This window comes from Comamonas squillarum, from assembly GCF_025309455.1.
In the GTDB taxonomy this organism is placed as follows: domain Bacteria; phylum Pseudomonadota; class Gammaproteobacteria; order Burkholderiales; family Burkholderiaceae_C; genus Comamonas; species Comamonas squillarum.
Map to the genome: position 1 here is coordinate 915693 of NZ_CP104377.1, position 19634 is coordinate 935326.

The following is a 19634-nucleotide window of genomic DNA, read 5'->3' on the forward strand; positions in this document are numbered from 1 at the left end:
AGCGCCCGCACCGTCCAGCTATTTCCAGAGTCCATACACCATGAATTTACCTTCCGCTTTCCACTTTGCCTTCAACATCCGCGACCTGGACAAGGCCAGAGCCTTTTACGGCGGCGTGCTCGGCTGCGTCGAAGGCCGCAGTACCGACACCTGGGTCGATTTTGATTTCTTCGGCCACCAAATCTCCTTGCACCTGGGCGAGCCCTTTGCCACAGCCAACACCGGCAAGGTCGGCCAGCACATGGTGCCAATGCCGCACTTCGGCATCATCTTGCTCTACCCCGACTGGCGCGCGATGGCCGACCGCCTGCAAGCCGCCGGCGTGGAGTTTGTGCTCGCGCCCCAAGTGCGCTTTGAGGGCGAGCCCGGTGAGCAATGGACCATGTTCTTTCGCGATCCCTTTGGCAATCCGATCGAGGTCAAAGGCTTCCGCTCAGAAGCGCAAATCTACGCGCACTAAGAATGTATTCAGGTTCCCAAAAACACTGCCCCAAGGCCGCTCCATGCACCAAAGCCGATGCAATGAGCACCAATCCGGTGCAAGTTGGCATGAAGCCTGCTTACCACCCGGGCATCTGTCTGAACCTAGCTTGAGAAAGAAACGATGCCATGTTTGATTTGACCATCCGCAACGGCCGTATCAGCACCTCCCAAAACACCTTTGTGGCCGATATCGGCATTCAGGGCGGCACCATTGCTGCCATTGGGGAGAACCTGCCAGCAGGGCGGCGTGACATTGACGCACAAGGCCTGTGGGTCATGCCTGGCGGCATCGACAGCCACGCCCATATTGAACAAGCGTCCAGCGCGGGCGTGATGTGCGCTGATGATTTCTACAGCGCCACGGTCTCGGCCGCGTTTGGTGGCACGACCTGCGTGATCCCGTTTGCTGCGCAGCACAAAGGCCAGCAAGTGCCCGAGGTGGTCGCCGCCTACGCCAAGCTGGCGGCCGAGAAAGCGGTGATCGACTACGGCTTTCACCTGATCCTGTCCGAGATCACCCCGCAAATGCTGGAGCAGGATTTGCCACGCGCGATTGCAGAGGGCATCACCTCGCTGAAGGTCTACATGACCTACGACAAGCTCAAGATCGACGACTTCCAGATGCTGGATGTGCTGGAAGTCGCAGGCCGCGAAGGCGCGATGGTCATGGTGCATGCCGAGAACCACGACGTGATCCGCTGGATCGCCCGCCGTCTGCTGGACAAGGGCCTCACGGCACCCAAATTTCACGGCGTGGCCCACGATGCGATTGCAGAAATCGAAGCGAGCTCGCGCGCCATCCACCTGGCCAATCTGCTCGATGTGCCGATTTTGCTGGTGCATATCTCAGGCCCCGAGGCGATTGAAGTGATTCGCAGTGCCCGGCAACTGGGCAGCAAAGTGCATGCCGAGACCTGCCCGCAATACCTGTTCCTGACCGCAGAAGACATGGACCAGGAGGGCCTGGAAGGCGCAAAATTCTGCTGCAGTCCACCCGTGCGCGACAAGGCCGCGCAAGACAAGGTCTGGCAAGGCCTGCTGGATGGCACCCTGGGCATCTACAGTTCTGACCACGCGCCCTACAAGTTCGATGAAAGCGGCAAGCTGCCCAAGGGCGATGCCACCACCTTCAAGGAAATGGCCAATGGCGTGCCCGGCCTGGAGCTGCGCTTGCCGCTGCTGTTCTCCGAGGGCCTGCTGACTGGCCGCCTCACGCCCGAAGAATTTGTGCGTCTCACTGCCACCAACCATGCATACATGTATGGCCTGCAAAAACGCAAGGGCGATATTGCCGTCGGCCTGGATGCCGACATTGCGATTTGGGACCCCCAAGCCCAGCGCAGCGTGCGCTGGAGCGACCTGCACGACCAGGTCGGCTACACGCCTTACGAGGGCCGTGTGGTCAATGGCTGGCCCATCACCGTGATCAGCCGTGGCGAGGTCGTGGTCGAGAACGCCCAGCTGCAGGCCGAGCGTGGCCGTGGCCAATTCTTGCCTTGCGAATGCCCCGAGCCGATTTTGCAAGCAGCCCAGCAGCCCAAGCCCTCTGATGCCTCGCAATGGCTGGGGCTCAAAGGCAAGGCCTGGCAGCAGTATTGAGTGCCAGATGACGTCGCCTTTTGCGTGCCAAAGCCAGGCCCAGCCTGGCTTTGGCGGGCCCTTAACAACAGGTTAAGGCATACCGATAAAACGGCAGGCGACAGCTTGGCCAATGCGCCCAATAATTTTCTCAAGCTCCCAAGCTTTCAGGCCCAGCCAGTGATGGCTTTTCATCCATGAATGAACCAACTCCGCCCATGAACAACCTTGCCCATACCCTCACTCGCGTCTCCTGGCTGACACTGGCACTGGCTTTGACCAGCGCAGCCCACGCACAAACTGCTGCGCCTTTGAAAACCGCCTTGGATCCCACCTTTGCCCCGCAGGCCATGGTCAAGATCGGCGGCGGCCTGCAAGGCTTTAACGTCGACATGGGCGAAGAAATCGCAAAGCGCCTGGGCCGCAAGCTCAGCATTGATGCAACCGAATTCTCGGGCCTGGTGCCGGGTCTTAACAGCGGCAAATACGAGTTTCTGCTCGCGCCTGTGACGGTCACGCCTGAGCGCGCCAAAGCCATGCTGTTTACCGAGGGCTACACCGAGACGAACTACACCTTCATGGGCCGAAAAAACGCAGCCGCGCTGGAGTCGCTGGAGGCGCTGAAAGGCAAGGTTGTTGCGGTCAACAAGGGCTCGAACTACGACGCCTGGGCCAAAGAGAACGCCGACAAGTACGGCTTCAAGTACTTCGTCTACGGCTCCAACGCCGATGCGATTCAGGCCGTCTTGACCAAGCGTGCCGACTACAACCTGACCGGCAGCACGGTGGCGGGCTGGGCCGTCAAACAATCGCCTGCGCTGCAGGCGGGCTACACCATCAAGACCGGGCTGGTCTGGGCGATTCCCTTCCGCCTCGACGACAAGGCCGGCCGTGACCAGGTCAGCAACGTGCTCAAGTGCATGAAGGCCGATGGCACGATCGCCAAGCTCGCAGAAAAATGGTATGGCTACTCGCCCGAGACCAACAGCGTGGAGCGCACCGTCAGCCCAGGCCACGGCGTGCCAGGCACCGAGAACTACGACGCCACCCCCGTTAAGCCGAAGTGCTCGTAAGCACGCGATGGCTGTGATAACCCTGAAGTGCTGAGAACCTATGAGTGCCCCCATTCTTGAACTTGTTGAACTGCGCAAATCCTACGGCTCGCTGGACGTCTTGCGTGGTGTGAACTTGCGTGTGTACCCGGCAGAGCTGGTGTGCGTCATCGGACCTTCTGGCTCTGGCAAAAGCACGATGCTGCGCTGCTGCAACCGGCTGGAAGAGCCCAGCGACGGCCAGGTGGTCATCAACGGCCAGGACATCATGCGGTCCGATGTCGATGTCAACCAGGTGCGCCAAAACGTCGGCATGGTGTTCCAGCACTTCAACCTGTATCCCCACCTGAACGTGCTGGGAAACATCACCCTGGCACTGCGCCAGGTGCAGAAAAAAAGCAAAGCCGAGGCCGAGACCATTGCCCAGGAGGCGCTGGCCAAAGTGGGTCTGGCCCACAAGGCGAGCGCGTTTCCCAGCCAGCTATCGGGCGGGCAGCAGCAGCGCGTGGGCATTGCGCGCGGCATTGCGCTCAAGCCCCAGGTGATGCTGTTTGACGAGCCCACCAGCGCGCTGGATCCGGAGCTGGTTGACGAGGTGCTGCAGGTGATGCGCGCGCTGCGCGATGAAGGCATGACCATGCTGGTCGTGACCCATGAAATGGCGTTTGCCCACGCAGCGGCTGACCGCGTGATCTTCATGGATGGCGGCGTGGTCGCCGAAGCGGGTACCCCGGCTGAGATTTTTGAGAACCCCCAGCAAGAGCGCACCCGCAGCTTTGTGGGCCGCTACATGCATGGCACGAATGGAGTCAAAGGCGCTGCATTGCAGGCATTCATTGGCGCAGGTGGCAGCCTATGAGCGAGTCCAGCGGCGGTTTTTTATTTACCTTTTTCAACCTTGCCATCGCGCAGGAATACTGGGCCGACATCGCGCGTGGCATGCTGGTCACCATCGGGGTCGGCATAGCGGTCGTCATCACCGGTCTGGCGCTGGGTCTGGCCATGGCAATTGGCCGCGCATTGCAGCTGCGCTGGCTGACGGCAGCCACTGTGATCTTCTCGGACGTGATGCGCTCGCTGCCACCGCTGGTGGTGCTCATCCTGCTGTATTTTGGCCTGCCGACCCTGGGGCTGGAGTTATCGGCCTTTGCCGCGACCTGGGTGAGCCTGTCGATGGTGCTGGCCGCTTATGCGCAAGAAAGCATCTGGTCGGCGATGGCCTCGCTGGCCAAAGGGCAGACCGAGGCGGCGCGCTCCACCGGCCTGTCGTGGTGGCAGGCGATGCGCTGGGTGGTCTTGCCCCAGGCGCTGCGCCGCGCGGTACCGCCGCTGACCAACCGTGTGATCTCGACGACCAAGAACACCGCACTGGGCTCGATCGTTGCCCTGGGGGAAATTCTGAGCAATGCGCAGGCCGCATCGGCGGTGGCGGGCAACCCCACGCCGCTGACGATTGGGGCATTTCTCTACCTGTTGGTGTTCTTGCCGATCGTGATTTTCTCGCGGTGGCTGGAGCACAAAACCAAAACCACCGCGTAAGTGCCAAGCCATGGAAATTTTCTTACAAAACTTCTTCAACCTCGAGGTCTTCCAGCAAGCGCTGCCGTATTTGCTGCAAGGTTTTTGGACCACGATCTGGCTCTCGGTGCTGGTGATTCCGCTGGGTGCAGCTGCAGGCTTGCTGCTGGCCCTGGGCCAGACGCAATCGAGCCGCCGCAGCCTGCGCTGGAGCATCATTGCCTATATTGATTTCTTTCGCGCCTTTCCGCCGCTGGTCTTGCTGATTTTTCTCTACTTTGGCCTGCCTTTTGTCATCGGCGATGTGCCCAAGCTGATTGCCGTGATGCTGGCCTTTACGCTGAACAACTCCAGCTACTTTGCCGAGGTGTTTCGCGCCGGCATCGAGGCCATTCCCAAAGGTCAGATGGAAGCGGCCCGCTCCACCGGTCTGAGCCGTTTGCAAGCACTGCGCTGGGTGATCTTGCCGCAGGCCACGCGCCATGTGCAGGCCGACTTGCTGGGCAACTGTATTGAGGTGGTCAAGCTCACCGCGATTGCCAGCGTGGTCGGGATTCCGGAATTGCTGCGCAACGCCCGCGATGTGCAGTCGCTGGTCTACAACCCCTCGCCCGTGGTGCTGGCCGCACTGCTCTACCTGGCCTTATTGTGGCCGCTGACGCGCTGGCTGGCGCGCCTGGAGCACCGCAAGCTCGCCATGTTCAGCCACTGATAGACGCACTAGCAGGCCTGCCATTGAATGGTTTCAATCGCAGGTTCATTGATCCATTTAATTGCGCACGCCCCATGACCCTGCACGCTACACCCATCCCATTGCCCATTCTCGGCCCCTGGCTGGCCCAGGACCTCAGTGCCAGCTTGCCTGACAGCTTCCTGCCTTTGGTCTTGCACAGTGCACCGGACTTTATGGCCCAGCTCGCACCGTACGTGCCGCGCATTCGCGCCCTGGTGTGTACCAGCGGCGGCCAGGCAATTGATGCGACCTTGATGGAGCAACTGCCCCAGCTCGAACTCATTTTGAACCTGGGTGCGGGCACGGAGTGCGTGGATTTGGCCGCCGCACAGGCACGTGGCATTCAGGTGCTGACAGGCGCAGGCGTCAATGCGGTGGACGTGGCTGAGCTTGCGATTGGCATGATGATTTCGATGGCCCGGCGCATCCATTTTGCCGACCGCGAAGTGCGCGCGCTGCAATGGGGCGCTGACCGAAAGCCGGTGCGCCGCCTGGCTGGCCAGCGCGTGGGCATTGCCGGCATGGGCGCGATTGGCCAGGCGATTGCCAAGCGCTTGCTCGCCTTCGACATGCCGATCAGCTATTTCTCACGCCGCCCAGTAGAAGCGCTGCCTTATACCCACCATGCCGATCTGCAAAGCCTGGCCACTGCGGTGGATTTTCTGTTTTTAGCCTTGCCCGGAGGCAGCGCGACACTGCATCTGGTCAATGCCGACATCCTGAGCGCCTTGGGCCCTCAGGGTTATGTGATCAATGTGGGCCGTGGCAGCGTGGTCGATGAACAAGCGCTGGCCCAAGCGCTGGCCGCAGGCCAGATTGCCGGGGCATCCCTCGACGTGTTTGAGCACGAACCGCAGGTGCCCGATAGCCTGGTTCAAAGCCCCAACACCTTGCTGCAGCCGCACCGTGGCGGCTTTACGGTCGATGCCCACGAGGAAATCATTGCACTGACTTTGCAGCGTTTAGCCGGTTTGTACGCTAAGAGCTCCTCTCTAATCCGCTAAAAACTCAATCCACTCAATGTCAAGTCGGGGCGGCTGACATCACCTGTTCATGGTCGTCGAGAACAGGGGAGGGGCGGGCGGCCTGCTCGGTGCCGAGGTCGTGACCAGGGCGCAGGCGGATGGCTATACAGTGTTGATAGCTTTGTACCGGTGGTGCTCATTTCACAGTCGCCCAATATCCTGGTGGCCAGGCCACGCGTTGGGTGGCAAGACGCTGCGATACCCGCCAACGGCTTGCCGCCCAAGGCACCGACTTGGTCGCCATGCCATCGGCCCAGTTTGCCGAGAAGATGCGCCGTGAGACCCAGGTCTATGGCGACATCATCAAGCGCTTTGGTATCAATGCCAGCTGAGGAGGGCGCTGATACGGTGACGACCTCACCCACCACCAAAGGCCTGCCCGTATGCAGGCCTTTTTCAATGCTGGAAGCAGAACCAGCCGCTAGGATTCGCGCAGAGAATACGTAAGGAAATGTATGCGCTTTCTGATGGCCCTGGGCCTGCTGCTCGCAGGCTCAGCCGGTGCCCAAGAGGTCTACCGCTGCGGCAATAGCTATAGCGCCGAGCCCTGCAAAAACGCCAAAACCATTGATGTGACGCCCGCAGTCAGCAATCCCGATGGGCCGCTTACCCGGCTGATCTACCTGTGCAAAAGGCCTGACAAAACCGAGCTGTGGTGGATCGATCGGCCTTGCTCGCAGGAGCGTTGGGGCCTGGTCGAGAGCGTCCGAGTGCCGAGCAATGTGGACTGGAAGACCCAAATGGCCATCGCCCAACGAAAACGGGCGGACGATGCTCGGCGCGCTAGCCGGGCCCGTCATCACTACCATTCGGCGGCGCCTGGCAGCGTACGATCCAACGAAGCGCGTTGCGAGGAATTCAAGCAAAGGGTGGAATATCTGGATGCCGCCGCTAGAGTTGGCGGTACCGCACGCAAGATGGAATGGATCCGCGAGGAACGGCAAAGCGCGCGAGACCAGCAGTTTCGGGCGGGGTGCTGAGGTTCCTGTTACAGCGCTTGCATGCGCTGGCGGGTTTCAGACCCGCACGCAGCTACACTGCGCGGCAGGAGGAGTCGCAATGGACTGGGCAAGATGGCAGATGGAGATGGATCGACAGTTCGCTTGGATGCTGTTGTGGTGGCTGGTTGGCAGCATCATCTCGTTGTGGGTCGGTTACGAGATTCTGAAGGCCGCCATCAAAAACGGCATCAATGCCTCCAGTCTGGGTGACCGCCGGAGGTCGACGCAGGCGGCGCAGCCACCAGTTGCACCAGCGGGCTACCGTTGGGTGCTGGTCAAGGATGACAAGTCTGACGCAGATATTCGGCCTGAGCGCTAAGAGCAAGAAATTGCAGGTTCTAGGCGGCGCTGAAGGAATGGCAGCTGCAAGTACTGCTGAGCACTGCAGACAGCTCCTTAGTTAATTGATACGATGTATATTATGTTAAGTCATATTTCTGCCTAGCCAACAGACCAGCACCGAACCAGGAACCATCTACCCGCCCCGCCTGGGCAAGGCGGTCAATTTGTTGCCAAACCGAGGGTTAACCACGGCTTATACAGCCTTTCGATGATTCGTTTTGCTAAGACAATTTCCTGTCAATTGATCCAAGGAAAAGTTATATGAAAAACGAAAAATCGCTGGGCGCCGTGCCTGCGCGCTACAGCATGGCCGCATTGGCTGCCATTGTTGCGCTGACGATGACCGCCTGTGGCGGCTCCAGCCACAACGACCAGGACGATCTGGTGAGTACCGCTTGCGAGGCAGGCACCTCGGACGGTTCGGTGGTCGTGGGCTCCGGTCTGCCGGGCGATCCTTCGTTCCCTGAGCTGGCTTCGGGCTACCGCACTGGCAAAAAGGTCGTTGAAGGCCATAAGTACATGGTGGTGACGGCCAACCCACTGGCCTCCAAGGCCGGTTGCGAGGTGCTGAAGTCCGGCGGCTCGGCGGTGGATGCAGCGGTGGCCGTGCAGATGGTGCTGGGTCTGGTCGAGCCCCAGTCCAGCGGTATTGGTGGTGGCGCCTTCATGCTTTACTACGATGCAGCGACCAAGAAGGTAACGGCCTACGACGGCCGCGAAACCGCCCCTGCGGCCGCGACACCCGATTACCTGCGCTATATCGACAGCGGCACGCAGACCACGCCGCTGCCCAGCGCCCGTGCCAGCGGCCGCTCCATCGGCACGCCTGGCGCTGTGCGCATGCTGGACCTGGCCCACAAGGACCACGGTGCCAAACCCTGGAAGGACCTGATCCAGCCCGGCATTGACCTGGCCACCAATGGCTTCAAGATTAGCGGCCGCATGTCCGATGCGCTGGCCGGTGCCAAGACCGCGCTGCAGGCCGATGCCGATGCGCTGGCTCTGTATTTCAACGCCGATGGCTCGACCAAGGGCCTGGGTGAAACCTTCAAGAACCCCGCTTACGCTGCTACGTTGACGAAGATGGCGACCGGCGGTGCCGATGCGTTCTACACCGGATCGGTGGCACAAGGCATTGTCGACAAGATTGCCGTGACCCAGAACGTCACGACTGGCGCGCCCATCACCCCTGGCGTGACCACGCTGGCCGATCTGGCCGGCTACCAGGCCAAGAAGCGCGATGCCGTCTGCACCACCTACCGCGCCAAGTACGTGATCTGCGGCATGCCGCCTCCCTCGTCCGGCGGTATTGCCGTGGCCCAGGCCATGGGTGTGCTGGAGAATTTTGACCTGGCCCCCCACAAGCCCACCGCGCTGGATGTCGAAGGCGGCAAGCCCACCGCCATGGGCGTGCACCTGGTGAGCGAAGCCGAGCGCATGGCCTATGCCGACCGCGACATGTATGTGGCCGACACCGACTTCACCCCCCTGCCCGGCCCGCTCTACAGCACCTTGCTGGACAAGAGCTACCTGAAGTCGCGCGCCGCGCTGATCTCGCCCACCCAGAGCATGGGCACCGCGACTGCCGGCCAGTTTGGCAACACCCGTCTGGGCGTGGGCAAGGTGACCGAAGCGGGTACCACGCACATGACCATCGTCGACGGCAAGGGCAACGTGGTGAGCATGACCACGACGGTGGAAGCGGGCATGGGCTCCTACCATATGACCCAGGGCTTTATCCTGAACAACCAGCTGACCGACTTCTCCGCCGCGCCCACCTCGGCCGATGGTCTGCCGATCGCCAACAAGGTGGAAGCGGGCAAGCGCCCACGCAGCTCGATGGCGCCCACGCTGGTGTTTGAAGCCACCGCTGACGGCCAACCTGGCGCCTTCAAAATGGCTACTGGCTCGCCTGGCGGTGCCACCATCATCCAGTTCGTGACCAAGACCCTGGTGGGCGCACTGGACTGGGGCCTCGATGCGCAGCAAGCCACCAACCTGGTGAACTTTGGCGCCTCCAACAGCCGCACCACCAACCTGGGCGGCGAGCACCCCAACATCAATGCCTCCAACAGCGGTGACAACGATCCGCTGGTGCTGGCACTGCGCGCCATGGGCCACACCGTGTCGGTCAATGCGCAATCCAGCGGTGTGGGCACCGTTATCCGTACCGCCAATGCAGCAGGCGAAGCCCGCCTGAGCGGTGGCGCAGATCCACGCCGTGAAGGTGTGGTGCTGGGCGATACCTACAAGGCCAAGTAAGCCTCGGGTTTCACCATCGTCAAAAAGCCGCTGTGGGTTGGTGCCCGCAGCGGCTTTTTTGCTGGTTGGCGCCCTGCTCTTGGCGCTTATCTGATTAGCGCATCAAGCGGCAGTGTGTGCGGGCAGCTCCTGGCGCTGCAGGTGCTGGTTGATCTGCTCAATCACCGGCAGCAGGTCGGCCACGCTGTCGATCACAAAATGGGCGCCGGCGCTGCGCAGCTGTTCGCTGGCGGTGCTGCGGATGTCGGCTTGCTCATCCGAGCTCAGTGCCTGCCATTCGGGCAGGGACAGGCCATTGGCATTGCCGCTGACGGCCACACCGACCGTCCAGCAACCGGCATTCAGCCCTTCGGCAATGCCCACACTGGTGTCGTCCACCTTGACCACGGTCGAGGCCGGCCAGATGCCCAGATCGGCAAAGCAGCGGTACATCATCAAGGGGCTGGGGCGGCCAGCGGCCAGGTCGCCGGCGCAGACGATGTTGTCTGGCGCGTAGCCGGCGCGGGCTGCGATGGGCTCGAGCACATCCATGATTGGGCGGTTGTAGCCGGTGGTGCTGCCGATCTTGATGCCATCGAGCCGCAGGCGGTTGACGACTTCGAGCGCGCCAGGGATAAATTCGGCAAAGTCTCCGACCACGCGCGCGTTCATCGGCGTGAACACCTCGTAGAGATGGTCGATATCGCTGCTGGACACCGGCTTGCCGTAGCGGCGCTCCCACTGCGCTGCCACCTCGGGCAGGTGGCACAGCGCCGCAATATGGTCCCATTTGGCTGAACCCATTGGGCCCCGGGCCTGGGCGATGCTGATCTCGATGCCGAAATCCTGGAACAGCTGCACAAAGGCGCCCATAGGCGCGCGTGAGCCAAAGTCGACAATCGTGCCGGCCCAGTCAAAAACAACGGCTTGTACGCGTTGGGGGTTGTGAAAATTCGTCATGGTGTCCTCTGCCCCTTGGCCCGGCCACTGGCCAAGGTCCGCGTTGGGGCTGTCTATACAAGAGATGTGTCGTTCTGCGTGCCCGGCAATCCTTACCAATGGGCAAAGGTGTCGTGTGCCACGCCAAAGCCGGTGCTCGCGCCCGTGCCGCTGGTGACGATCGCTACGCGGGTGGCAGCGTCCGGCGCCTCGATAAAGCAGTCCGTTTGTGGGGCCGAGGGGTAGATACCCACCCAGCGCTCGGTGACGCGGTAGCCATCGATGTTCAATGCTTCGCGCATATGGCGCAGCATCAGGGCATCGACCTCGTCCTGCGCAAAGGGCTGGACGGAGGGGCCGTAGTGGTGCGAATCGCCGACCACCAGGCTGCCGTCGGCGCTCTGCACCGCGATCAGGTGGATGCCATGGGCAAGGCTTTCGCCCTCTTCCTGCTGCAGCTGTTCCAGCAAGGCGCGGGCCTCGGGCAATTTGCTGTAGCCGTGGTAGCGCACCAGGCTCAGGTCACCCATCACCGATGCGTTCAGGCGCAGATCGCCAGCGGGCTGCACGCGCAGCATCTGCAGCTGGCACAGCTGCACCTGGTGCTTGGCAAATAGCGCGCTGTAAAGGCCGTGGATGTCGGCATTGGTGCAGACCACCACGCGCTCGGCATGCAGCTGGCCCTTGGCTGTCACCACCTTGGGCGTGGCCACTTCCAGCACCGCTTCGCCAAAGCGGAAGGTGACTTGCATCTGCTCGGCCAGCCAGCGGGTCAGCTGGGCAATCGCGTCGCGCGATTCCACCCGCAGGTCAATGGGGCTGTGCATCACGGCCTTGGCCTGGTCCAGCCGCAACTCGGGCGCGTGGCGCGCGGCCTCTTCGGGGCTCCACAGTGCGCAGTTCACGCTCTGGGCCATCTCGGTGTGCATAAAGGCCTGCAACACATCCAGCGCCTTGTCGCGTGTCGCCACCAGGTTCAGGCCCTGGTGCTGCACCGTTATACCGGCCTTGGGCGCAAGCTCGGCCCAGACGTCGCGCGCATGGAGGGCGCGACGCCAGGTGTCCCCTGCCCCCTGGCCGGTCACCGTCACAAAGCCAAAATTGCGGATCGACGCGCTCACGCAGGCGGCATCCCGGTCGACCACGCAGACCTTGAGGCCCCGGCGTGCCGCCTCATAGGCATGGGCGAGGCCCACAATGCCTGCACCCACCACCATCACATCAAAACTTGTGCTTCCCACCGTCATTCCTGTCTTTCCTGTCTTTCCTGGTTCTCGAATCATCTTGTCCATCCACGCGATCAGCGCTTGCGCCAAGCCTGCGTGCGCTTGTTCAACCACCAGCCCAGCGCCTGGTAGAGCATGGTCACCACGCAGCTGATCGCGGCAATCATCACCGCCATCGCAGCGGCAGCGGCCATGTCGCCGGCCTCATCCAGGTTCAGGATCGCAACCGCGCCCAGGCGCGTTTCTGGCGAGTAGAGGAAGACGACGGCCGAGATCGTGGTCATCGCTGCTACGAAGAAGTAGCGCGAGACCTCCAGCAAGGCCGGCAGGCACATCGGCAAGGTCACCTTCCACAAGGTGCGGTAGAACGGCACCTTGAGCGAGGCACTGACCGATTCAAACTCGCCATCAATCGACTTGAGCGCCGTCACCAGGGTCATGTGGCCGGTGGTGTAGTAGTGCATCACCGTGCACAGCACCATCAAGGGCATGGTCTGGTACAGAAAGTTCAGCGGGTTGCCGGGGGCATTGAAAAAGAAGATATAGCCCAGGCCGAGCACCAGGCCGGGCACGGCCATGGGAAGCATGGCCAGCATGCGCAGCACCGGGCGCAGCGCGGGCATGCCCTTGGTTTTTTCCAGCAGATAGGCGCCCATGAAGACCACGATGGGCCCGGCCACCGCAGCGCTCGCGGCCATGGTCAGGCTGTTGAAGACGGCGGTATCCACGCCGGCATCGACCAGGCCGCTGGTGTAGTGGCTCAGGGTCAGGCCCAGCTGGTACGGCCAGAACTGCACCAGCGACGCAAAGATGGCCATGCCGAACATGGCCAGCATCAGCGCGGCCAGCGTCCAGCACAGCAGGCTGCAAAAGCGGTCGGTGGCGGCATGGCGGCTGGGCTGCAGCACCACGGCGCGCGCGGTCAGCACCGCGGTCTGCTTTTTCTGCACCTGGCGGTCAATCGCATAGGTGATGACGGCCGGCAGCAGCAGCAGCAACGCCACGACGGCGCCACGCTGGAAATCCTGCTGGCCGATCACCAGCTTGAACACATCGGTGGCGAGCATGTTGAAATTGCCGCCGATTACCTTGGGGATACCGAAATCGGTGATCACCAAGGTAAACACCACCAGCGCGGCTGAGACCACGCCGTAGCGTGCCGCCGGCAAGGTCACAGTCAAGAACTGGCGCGTGCGGCTGGCTCCCAGCGCAGTGGCGGCCTCGTAGAGGCGCTGGTCGCCCAGGGCCAGTGCGGTGATCAGGATCATCAGCGCATGCGGAAAGGTGGCAAAGCACTGGGCCAGCACAATACCGGGCGCGCCGTAGATGCTCTCAAAGCCCAGCGCATTGAGAACGGACTTGAGCACGCCCTGGTTGCCAAACCAGTAGATCAGCGAGATGGCAGACAGCAGCGACGGAGCCAGCAACGGCAGCAGGCTGATGCTGCGCAGCAGACCCTTGGCGCGGATGCCCGAGCGCGTGATGGCATAGGCAAAGCCAAAGGCGAGCGGGATCACCACGGCAGTGACCACCAGCGATACCCACAGGCTGTTCCAGAGGCTGCCCAGCAGCGCGGGCGACTGGAAATAGCGCACAAAGCGCATGAAGGCCGAGCCGTCGTCAGCCGAGGTCGGCGCAAAGGCCTGGCCCAGCAAGGCGGCCAGCGGTGCCAACAGGCCAAGCAGCAGCAGCGCGGTGATGGCGACTAGCGCCAGTTGTGCGATGCGGTCACTGGGCGCTGCATGCAGGCCGGTATGGCGGGGGAGCGCTGCGGGCGCTGAAACGGATGAGGTCATAGTGTGTCGGTAAGGCCCCGTGGCCCGGGGCATGGCCGCGAGCGGCCCCTGCCCCGGCGCTTGCCAGGGCAACGGCCGGGCTCAGGCGGCCTGGGCAAAAATCTTCAACTGCTGCGCATGGATGGAAAACTGCAACCAGCGGCCCGCCTGGATATCGAGCTGCAGGCACTGCGCAGGGCTCAGCTGAAGCTGCATATGGCGCTCGGGCAGGCGCTGCACATCGACATGGACGATGCACAGCGCTCCGAGAAACTCCAGCTGCTCGACGACACCGGTCAGCACCGGCGCGCCATTGGGCGCAGGCGCGCTGCCGATGGGTGGCATGGCCGTGCAGTCATGCACGCTGCAGTCTTCTGGCCGCAGGTAGACATGCAGGCTTTCGCCGGGGCTCATGCGCGGCGCCTGCGGGCAGTACAGCTTGTGGCCTGCCAAGGTGATGCCGCCATTGCCGGCGGCCAGGGCCTGCAGCTTGTTGGCCTTGCCGATGAACTCGGCCACAAACGGGGTGGCCGGGCGTTGGTAGATGTCGCGGGGCGTGCCCACCTGCTCGACCACGCCATGGTTCATTACCACAACGCGATCGGCCATGGCCATCGCCTCTTCCTGGTCATGCGTGACCATGATGGTGGTGACATACAGGCGCTGCTGCAGCGCACGGATCTCGTTGCGCAGGTGCACGCGCACGGTGGCGTCCAGGGCGGACAGAGGCTCATCGAGCAGCAGCAGGCCGGGCGACATGGCCAGCGCACGGGCCAGGGCCACGCGCTGCTGTTGGCCACCCGACAGCTGGGCCGGGTACTTGCCGCCACTGACCGACAGGCCCACGGTATCCAGCAGGCTTTGCACCTTCTGGGCCACCAGGGCCTTGGGTTGGCGCTGGCTGACGAGGCCATAGGCCACGTTGTCGGCGACCGTCAGATTGGGAAACAGCGCATAGGACTGGAAGACGATCCCGTAGTCCCGCTGGGAAGCAGGCAGTTGGGAGATGTTCTTGCCGTCCTGCCAGATCTCGCCGCTGGTCTGGGCTTCGAGCCCGGCAATCGCGCGCAGCAAGGTGGTCTTGCCGCAGCCCGAGGGGCCCAGAAAACACACCAGCTCGCCACGGCGAATCTGCAGGTTGATCGACTGCAGGGCAGTAAAGCTGCCGTAGGACTTGTGCAGATGGCGAATCTCCAAAAAGGGCGGGCCGCCTTCTTCGCGGCCACGGCGCAAGCCCTGCTCGGCGGACTCGAATGCATACGAGGTATCGCGCACGGGCGTGGTCTGCGCCGCCTGGCCCTGCGCTACTGGCAAACGTGCTGTCTCCCTGTCACTCACTTCTTGGCCTCGCTCTTGGCGTCGTAACGCTTGGTCCACTCGGCCAGCACGCGCTCGCGGCTGTCGGCCATCTTGGAGAAGTCCAGCGGAATCAGGCGCGACTCATAGTCGGCAGGAATATTGGCCAGCTTGGGGGCGACGCCGGGCATGGCGGTGACGGCAAAGTTCTTGCCGTACAGCTCCATCGCCTCCTTGCTCACGGCCCAGTCCACCAGCTTCTGGGCGGCATCGGCTTGCTTGGTGCCCTTGTAGATGCTGATGCCTTCCAGATCCCAGCCCAGGCCTTCCTTGGGGAACACCAACTCGATGGGGGCGCCCTTGGCCTTGTTGGCGTGCGCGCGGTATTCAAACGAGATACCGGCGACATACTCGCCCTGGGCGGCCATGTTGCAGGGCTTGGAGCCCGAGTGGGTGTACTGCGCAATGTTCTCGTGCAGCGCATCCATGTACTTCCAGCCGCCGCCGTTGCCGTTGTCGTCGCCAAACAGCTGCAGCCAGGCAGCGACGTCAAAGTAGCCGGTGCCGCTCGAGGCGGGGTTGGGCATCACCACCTGGCCCTTGAACTCGGGCTTGGTCAGGTCTTGCCAGCTGGTGGGCATGGGGATGTTGCGCTTCTTGGCTTCGACGGTGTTGAAGCAGATGGTGGCGCCAAACACATCCATACCGACCCAGCTGGGTGGGTTCTTGCTGTCGCGGTACTTGGCCGTGATGGCGTCGAGGCCCTTGGGGGCATAGCCCTGGAGCATGTCGTTCTTGTCGAAAATCGCCAGGCTCGATGCCGCCACGCCCATGATCACATCGGCCTTGGGGTTGGCTTTTTCGGCCAGCAGCTTGGCGGTGATAACGCCGGTCGAGTCACGCACCCATTTCAGCGCGATGTTGGGATGGTTCTTGTTGAAGGCCGTCTCGTAAGCCTTGAGCTGGTCCATCTCGAGCGCCGTGTAGACCGTCAGTTCCGTCTTTTGGGCATACACCAGGCCCGTTGCTGCCATGGCGGCAGCTGCAGCCACCAGCTTTTTCCAGTTCTTCATTGCGTACTCTCTCGCCTGGGTTAATAGGATCGATGGAGTATCGGAAGCCTTTGTGACAATGGCATGGCGGATTGGCGAATCTTGGATGACACAGGCGCTCGTCATATTGACGAGGCATTTGGGCTGTATCGCAGGCGCTACAGTGGCCTGCCATCCTGCGCCTGAAGGCCGCCATTCCCGGTGGCCCTGCGCTGGATTGGGCGCCACTTTATGCTGTTCGCATGACATCAGCCACCTGGATCGCCTATATCGACGGCAGCGCCCTGCCCAACCCGGGGCGCATGCGCATTGGCGGCATTGCCTATGCGCCCGATGGGGCGAGCCACCGCTTTAGCCAGGCAGTAGGCCATACCGGCTGCAACAACGAGGCCGAAGCACTGGCCGCCATCCATGCCCTTCAATGGCTGCAAGGCATGGGCGCACGCGAGGTGCTACTGCACACCGACAGCAGCATTCTGGCCGCGCAAATGGCAGAGCCCGCCGCCAAGCCGATTGCCCGCCTGGCTGCACTGTATGAACAGGCCCGTTCTCTGCGTGCTGGCTTTGCACAGCTGGAGGTGCGCTGGGTGCCGCGCCACAAGAACACCGTAGCCGATGCCTTGGCGCGCGGTGAAGCGGCACCGGCAGACGATGCGGTAGATGCAGCAGCGATGACCAGCATGGCCTGATCCGGTCTGATGGTGTTTTATCTGGCCTTAGCTGGATTGATCTGGTTGAGGCTGGCCTAAGAACCTGTTCAAAGTCTCCTCGCGCCGCGACAGTGTCTTTGCGAGATGGGATGCGAGGGGGGCGCCCAGCCGCGCAATACCGCAGCAATAGCCCAGCTATTGCGAGGATTTGCAACAACGCATACCGCTCCCTAGCCGGGCGCCCCTTCCCGGGCAGCGCAAAGCCACTGTCCCTGTGGGTTGGAGTGAAATCGGGCGATTTCTTCGCGCTGACCCTTCAAACTCATCCCGATTGCACTCCAACGCGGTTGCGTAGACACTTTGAAAAGGTTCTGAGGCGAGACCCGCAGCGCAGACGGGCTAGTTTTTGCCGCGCAGGCGCGAGCCTGGCAGCCTGCGCAGGGGCCGGGCCGCTGGCGGCACGCTGCGCATGGGGCGGCGGCCGTTGCCTGCTCCAGTGTCTGCTGCGGCGACTGTATCCCCCGCCCTGCCCGCCTGGGCCTGCTCCAGCCGCAGCTGGGCGAGCGCAGTCTCATGCTGGTGGCTTTGGAGCGCCATGGCCTGCGCATGTGCTGCTTGCGCGCTCTGCAGCTGGTGCTGCAACTGCTGCACCTGGGCCTGCGCCTGCTGCAGCTGCGCGGCTTGCTGCTCACGCTGGCCCTGCAGGGTCTGGCGGTCTTGCTGCCATTGGGCTTCGAGCTTGGCCAGCTTTTCTTGCTCGGCGCGCTGGGCCGCCATTGCCTGCTTGGTCTCCTGGCGTGCGCGGTCGAGCTCTTGCAATGCCCTGTGCTGCTGCAGCTGGGTGCTGTGCTGCAGCTCCCGCAGCTGCTCGGCATGGGCCAGGTCGGCCTCATCGCGGGCTTTGCGGTTGGCAAACAGCTCCTGCTCCAGCGCCTGCAGGCGCTGCTGCTGGGTGGCGGCAAACTGGTCTTTTTGCCGGCCGGCCTGCTCCAGATCAGCCAGGCGCCCGCTTTGCATCTTGATCTGGGCATGGGCTACGGCGAGCGCCTGCTCGGTGGCGGCGCGTTGCTGGGCCATCAGGCTGCGCTCTTGCGCCAGGGCTTGCTGAGCGTCGTCCAACGCTTGCTGCTGCGCCTGCAGATTCTCGCGCACGGGCTCCAACAGCGCATCGGCCGCTTGCGATGCCTGCGCTTGCACCTGCTCCCAGACCTGTTGCAGCGCCTGCACCAGCACGGGCGGCAAGCCGTTGCCGAGAGCGCTATCAGGCTCGCCATTGAGGGCGCTGCCCCCGCCTCCCGCTCCCAGGCGCGGCCCCAAGGTCGCAAACCAGGCCTCCAGCATGGGGCTTACCGTATTGGGCGAGCCCCGGCCGATCTTCTGGCGCACCCGCTCAATCGTCGGCCGTTTGCCCTCTAGCAGCAGCGCATCGGCCGCCTGCCAGACATCTTCTTTTTGCACGCTGCGCGTGGCACGCGACATTTCCATTTTTTGACCCCTTTTCCGATTACTATCGATAAGAGATTGTTATCGCAAGTAATTCGTCTGTTGTATGTAATATATCATACATAGCATGTAATATTTAATTAATATGAAGTCTTACATACCACTTCCTATACCGGTAGATACGGATTTGCTGCCCGCAGCGCCGCCCGGCGCCGCGCCATTGCAGCCTGAGCTGCTGTCCGCATCGGCGCAAGACGCATTACATGCGCTGCGGCTGGAGGCTGCCTCTGAAAACACCACCAACAGCTACCAAGGGGCGCTGCGCTACTGGGCCGCCTGGTACTGGTTGCGCTATGGCCAGGCCATTGCCCTGCCGCTGCCGGCCAATGTGGTGCTGCAGTTTGTGGCTGACCACGGCGAGCACCTGGGCGCGCAAGGCGCGCAGTCGGGCCTGCCGCCGGCGCTGGACGCGCAGCTGGTGCAACTTGGCTTCAAGGGAAAACGGGGATCATTGGCGCATTCCACCCTGGTGCACCGGATTGCGGTGCTATCCAAGGCGCACAGCCACCAGGCCCTGCCCAATCCCTGCCACAGCACGGAAGTGCGCGAGGCACTGCAGCACCTGCGCAAGGCCTATGCGCGCCGGGGCATGCTGGAGCAGAAAAAGGCCGCCCTCACCCGCCCCTTGCTGGAGCAGCTGCTGGCCACCTGCGATGAAAGTCTCAAAGGCCGGCGTGACCGCGCCTTGCTACTGTTTGCCTGGGCTAGCGGTGGGCGCCGGAGATCAGAGGTGGCGGACGCGCGCATGGAATGGCTGCAGAGCATGGGCCCGGGCCAGTACCTCTATGACCTGCGCCTGTCCAAAACCAACCAGAGCGGATCCGCCCGGCCGGAGAACTTCAAGCCCGTCGTTGGCGTGGCCGGTGCGGCGCTCGCCCAGTGGCTGGAGGGCTCGGGCATCCGTGAGGGCGCGATATTTAGACGCGTGTTCAAGAATGGCCTGGTGGGCGACTCGGCACTGAGCGCGCTGTCGGTCAACAACATCGTCAAGGAGCGCTGCGCGCTCGCGGGGGTTGAGGGGGATTTTTCTGCGCACTCGCTGCGTTCGGGCTTTGTGACCGAAGCGGGCCGGCAGAACATGGCGCTGGCCGACACGATGGCGATGACCGGCCACCTAAGTGCGGCGACGGTGCTGGGCTATTTCCGAGCCGAGGCGCCTCTGGCCAACAAGGCAGCGCGCCTGCTTGATGACCCGTTGGCCGACTGAGCCTGCAGCGCAG

18 protein-coding genes and 1 pseudogene are annotated in these 19634 nt (G+C 62.7%); 13 read left to right on the forward strand and 6 right to left on the reverse strand.

Features of this window, described 5'->3' with window-relative positions:
• The first annotated feature begins 40 nt into the window (after positions 1 to 40).
• From N4T19_RS04320 to ggt, 11 genes and pseudogenes are all read left to right on the forward strand, one after another.
• On the forward strand, positions 41 to 460 hold the full coding sequence (locus N4T19_RS04320) for a VOC family protein (RefSeq protein ID WP_239812032.1): 420 nt from the start codon (positions 41 to 43) through the stop codon (positions 458 to 460).
• A 149-nt stretch (positions 461 to 609) separates the two neighbouring features.
• Positions 610 to 2082 (forward strand): dihydropyrimidinase, encoded by a 1473-nt coding sequence (gene hydA, locus N4T19_RS04325; protein ID WP_260719555.1) that lies wholly within the window; start codon positions 610 to 612, stop codon positions 2080 to 2082.
• 197 nt (positions 2083 to 2279) lie between these two features.
• Complete coding sequence (locus N4T19_RS04330) at positions 2280 to 3134, forward strand: transporter substrate-binding domain-containing protein (protein WP_116925640.1); 855 nt, start codon at positions 2280 to 2282, stop codon at positions 3132 to 3134.
• 40 nt (positions 3135 to 3174) lie between these two features.
• Positions 3175 to 3972, forward strand: coding sequence for an amino acid ABC transporter ATP-binding protein (locus N4T19_RS04335; RefSeq protein WP_116925641.1), 798 nt, complete (start codon positions 3175 to 3177; stop codon positions 3970 to 3972).
• Positions 3969 to 4652, forward strand: a complete 684-nt coding sequence (locus N4T19_RS04340; protein ID WP_116925642.1) for an amino acid ABC transporter permease — start codon at positions 3969 to 3971, stop codon at positions 4650 to 4652. The genes N4T19_RS04335 and N4T19_RS04340 overlap by 4 nt, the downstream gene beginning before the upstream one ends.
• 10 nt (positions 4653 to 4662) lie before the next feature.
• Positions 4663 to 5343 carry an amino acid ABC transporter permease gene (locus tag N4T19_RS04345; RefSeq protein ID WP_116925643.1) on the forward strand — a complete coding sequence of 227 codons (681 nt, stop codon included), beginning with the start codon at positions 4663 to 4665 and terminating at the stop codon, positions 5341 to 5343.
• A gap of 74 nt (positions 5344 to 5417) precedes the next feature.
• Entirely contained in the window at positions 5418 to 6368 is a 951-nt protein-coding gene (locus N4T19_RS04350) for a 2-hydroxyacid dehydrogenase (protein WP_260719556.1), read from the forward strand.
• 49 nt (positions 6369 to 6417) lie between these two features.
• Positions 6418 to 6504, forward strand: a pseudogene (locus N4T19_RS23315) (tripartite tricarboxylate transporter substrate-binding protein); the annotation flags it as partial.
• A gap of 340 nt (positions 6505 to 6844) precedes the next feature.
• Complete coding sequence (locus N4T19_RS04360; protein ID WP_260719557.1) at positions 6845 to 7369, forward strand: hypothetical protein; 525 nt, start codon at positions 6845 to 6847, stop codon at positions 7367 to 7369.
• 79 nt (positions 7370 to 7448) lie between these two features.
• Positions 7449 to 7709: a hypothetical protein gene (locus tag N4T19_RS04365; RefSeq protein ID WP_182341298.1), complete on the forward strand. Its 261-nt coding sequence runs from the start codon at positions 7449 to 7451 to the stop codon at positions 7707 to 7709.
• Positions 7710 to 7993: 284 nt separating this feature from the next.
• On the forward strand, positions 7994 to 9994 hold the full coding sequence (gene ggt / locus N4T19_RS04370) for a gamma-glutamyltransferase (protein WP_260719558.1): 2001 nt from the start codon (positions 7994 to 7996) through the stop codon (positions 9992 to 9994).
• A gap of 102 nt (positions 9995 to 10096) precedes the next feature.
• Here the strand turns inward: ggt and phnX are convergent, their stop codons facing one another.
• The 5 genes from phnX to N4T19_RS04395 all read right to left on the reverse strand — a co-directional run bounded on the left by phnX (position 10097) and on the right by N4T19_RS04395 (position 16282).
• Positions 10097 to 10933, reverse strand: coding sequence for a phosphonoacetaldehyde hydrolase (gene phnX / locus N4T19_RS04375; protein WP_260719559.1), 837 nt, complete (start codon positions 10931 to 10933; stop codon positions 10097 to 10099).
• A 92-nt stretch (positions 10934 to 11025) separates the two neighbouring features.
• Positions 11026 to 12159, reverse strand: coding sequence for a TIGR03364 family FAD-dependent oxidoreductase (locus N4T19_RS04380; RefSeq protein WP_260719560.1), 1134 nt, complete (start codon positions 12157 to 12159; stop codon positions 11026 to 11028).
• 53 nt (positions 12160 to 12212) lie between these two features.
• A complete protein-coding gene (locus tag N4T19_RS04385) occupies positions 12213 to 13934 on the reverse strand; it encodes a putative 2-aminoethylphosphonate ABC transporter permease subunit (RefSeq protein WP_260719561.1) in 1722 nt (573 codons plus the stop codon).
• A gap of 81 nt (positions 13935 to 14015) precedes the next feature.
• Positions 14016 to 15146 (reverse strand): putative 2-aminoethylphosphonate ABC transporter ATP-binding protein, encoded by a 1131-nt coding sequence (locus N4T19_RS04390; protein WP_116925769.1) that lies wholly within the window; start codon positions 15144 to 15146, stop codon positions 14016 to 14018.
• A 101-nt stretch (positions 15147 to 15247) separates the two neighbouring features.
• The gene (locus N4T19_RS04395; protein ID WP_116925662.1) at positions 15248 to 16282 is read right to left on the reverse strand and encodes a putative 2-aminoethylphosphonate ABC transporter substrate-binding protein; all 1035 of its coding nucleotides are present in this window, start codon (positions 16280 to 16282) and stop codon (positions 15248 to 15250) included.
• Between the two features lie 221 nt (positions 16283 to 16503).
• Here N4T19_RS04395 and N4T19_RS04400 point away from each other — a divergent pair, with 221 nt between their 5' ends.
• Positions 16504 to 16950: a ribonuclease HI family protein gene (locus N4T19_RS04400; RefSeq protein WP_182341332.1), complete on the forward strand. Its 447-nt coding sequence runs from the start codon at positions 16504 to 16506 to the stop codon at positions 16948 to 16950.
• A 360-nt stretch (positions 16951 to 17310) separates the two neighbouring features.
• Here the strand turns inward: N4T19_RS04400 and N4T19_RS04405 are convergent, their stop codons facing one another.
• Positions 17311 to 18396 (reverse strand): DNA-binding protein, encoded by a 1086-nt coding sequence (locus N4T19_RS04405; RefSeq protein WP_260719562.1) that lies wholly within the window; start codon positions 18394 to 18396, stop codon positions 17311 to 17313.
• 103 nt (positions 18397 to 18499) lie between these two features.
• On the opposite strand from N4T19_RS04405, the gene N4T19_RS04410 reads away from it, so the two are divergent.
• Positions 18500 to 19621, forward strand: coding sequence for a site-specific integrase (locus N4T19_RS04410; RefSeq protein ID WP_260719563.1), 1122 nt, complete (start codon positions 18500 to 18502; stop codon positions 19619 to 19621).
• Positions 19622 to 19634: the final 13 nt, after the last annotated feature.

What these genes read in the sequence shown, in the direction of transcription:
- N4T19_RS04320 (WP_239812032.1), top strand. Translation starts at nt 41, where the DNA reads ATGAATTTACCTTCCGCTTTCCACTTTGCCTTCAACATCCGCGACCTG.
- hydA (WP_260719555.1), top strand. Translation starts at nt 610, where the DNA reads ATGTTTGATTTGACCATCCGCAACGGCCGTATCAGCACCTCCCAAAAC.
- N4T19_RS04330 (WP_116925640.1), top strand. Translation starts at nt 2,280, where the DNA reads ATGAACAACCTTGCCCATACCCTCACTCGCGTCTCCTGGCTGACACTG.
- N4T19_RS04335 (WP_116925641.1), top strand. Translation starts at nt 3,175, where the DNA reads ATGAGTGCCCCCATTCTTGAACTTGTTGAACTGCGCAAATCCTACGGC.
- N4T19_RS04340 (WP_116925642.1), top strand. Translation starts at nt 3,969, where the DNA reads ATGAGCGAGTCCAGCGGCGGTTTTTTATTTACCTTTTTCAACCTTGCC.
- N4T19_RS04345 (WP_116925643.1), top strand. Translation starts at nt 4,663, where the DNA reads ATGGAAATTTTCTTACAAAACTTCTTCAACCTCGAGGTCTTCCAGCAA.
- N4T19_RS04350 (WP_260719556.1), top strand. Translation starts at nt 5,418, where the DNA reads ATGACCCTGCACGCTACACCCATCCCATTGCCCATTCTCGGCCCCTGG.
- N4T19_RS04360 (WP_260719557.1), top strand. Translation starts at nt 6,845, where the DNA reads ATGCGCTTTCTGATGGCCCTGGGCCTGCTGCTCGCAGGCTCAGCCGGT.
- N4T19_RS04365 (WP_182341298.1), top strand. Translation starts at nt 7,449, where the DNA reads ATGGACTGGGCAAGATGGCAGATGGAGATGGATCGACAGTTCGCTTGG.
- ggt (WP_260719558.1), top strand. Translation starts at nt 7,994, where the DNA reads ATGAAAAACGAAAAATCGCTGGGCGCCGTGCCTGCGCGCTACAGCATG.
- phnX (WP_260719559.1), bottom strand. Translation starts at nt 10,933, where the DNA reads ATGACGAATTTTCACAACCCCCAACGCGTACAAGCCGTTGTTTTTGAC.
- N4T19_RS04380 (WP_260719560.1), bottom strand. Translation starts at nt 12,159, where the DNA reads ATGACGGTGGGAAGCACAAGTTTTGATGTGATGGTGGTGGGTGCAGGC.
- N4T19_RS04385 (WP_260719561.1), bottom strand. Translation starts at nt 13,934, where the DNA reads ATGACCTCATCCGTTTCAGCGCCCGCAGCGCTCCCCCGCCATACCGGC.
- N4T19_RS04395 (WP_116925662.1), bottom strand. Translation starts at nt 16,282, where the DNA reads ATGAAGAACTGGAAAAAGCTGGTGGCTGCAGCTGCCGCCATGGCAGCA.
- N4T19_RS04400 (WP_182341332.1), top strand. Translation starts at nt 16,504, where the DNA reads ATGACATCAGCCACCTGGATCGCCTATATCGACGGCAGCGCCCTGCCC.
- N4T19_RS04405 (WP_260719562.1), bottom strand. Translation starts at nt 18,396, where the DNA reads ATGGAAATGTCGCGTGCCACGCGCAGCGTGCAAAAAGAAGATGTCTGG.
- N4T19_RS04410 (WP_260719563.1), top strand. Translation starts at nt 18,500, where the DNA reads ATGAAGTCTTACATACCACTTCCTATACCGGTAGATACGGATTTGCTG.